Below are 928 nucleotides of genomic sequence, written 5' to 3'. Positions count from 1 at the left end.
GTTTGAAGATAACGTCATCCGCCTTTCTCAAATTAACAATATCGTCTATAATTCACCATCAGTCAGTGACTACTCCAATATTCAAATCAACGGCACGTCTGAAAATCTGGTGCTGAGCGACGTGGAAATTCCTAAGCTTGGGCAGGTGAAGATCATTGAGCAAACAAGATGACATGACAGCGTATCTGCCTCCGTTTCTCACCAGCCTTAAAGAAATGGCCGAGCTGCTGAAAGCGGAAGCGCCTGAGTTTGATAAACAAAATGACAGCATATTTGATCTGACGGATCAGTTATTCGTACCGACGGCGACATGGGGGCTCAGCCGCTGGGAAAAGATTTTAAACGTACCGCGGGAATCAGGTGACACTGATGAGATCAGACGATTGAGGCTCATTTCCAAAATGTCGAACATCCCGCCCATCACATACAGGGCCATTGAGCAGGCGGTAAACCGTTTCTTGAAAAAAACGTCTGCACAGGTCCGCCTGCTTCCCGGCGAATACCGATTTAACGTCGATATCAATGTTGATGACCTTCAGCACATGAATGAGCTGATCGAAGCGATAGAAAACATGAAACCCGCTCATTTGGCGTATACGCTCAGAGGCGGATTAAATGAGACGCTGCAAATCAAAGATACAGTCATCCTGAATCACCGCAGATACCGAACGGCCAGTGAACTTAAGGTCGGTTATTCTGTCACTCTTAACAACAATGAGGTGGTTTTAACTTGATTTCAACCATATACAGAGAACGCACAGCGGCTGATCTAAAAAGCAGAATCGATCACGTGCTGCTCAACGGCCAAAAAACAGAAATAGTAGAGCTCGCCATTGACGGTGCGACCGTCACTGTTCTGACAAAACGTGAGGAAGACATCAAGCATATCGAAACGGTACAAATTTTTGACGAGCTGGGCAATGTGATC

2 protein-coding genes and 1 pseudogene are annotated in these 928 nt (G+C 46.0%); all 3 read left to right on the top strand.

Annotated features, from left to right (window positions below):
* Positions 1-172: pseudogene (locus ACWHAR_RS24350) on the top strand (baseplate J/gp47 family protein); the annotation flags it as partial.
* Entirely contained in the window at positions 156-734 is a 579-nt protein-coding gene (locus ACWHAR_RS24345) for a YmfQ family protein (protein WP_041333879.1), read from the top strand. The pseudogene ACWHAR_RS24350 and the gene ACWHAR_RS24345, both read left to right, overlap by 17 nt.
* Positions 731-928, top strand: a 198-nt coding sequence (locus tag ACWHAR_RS24340; protein WP_452088089.1) for a hypothetical protein, incomplete at its 3' end; no start/stop codon positions are given. The genes ACWHAR_RS24345 and ACWHAR_RS24340, both read left to right, overlap by 4 nt.

The organism is Bacillus sp. LR--39 (genome assembly GCF_053613335.1).
The sequence above is the reverse complement of the archived record's forward strand: the minus strand, read 5'-3'. Positions and strand labels throughout refer to the sequence as shown.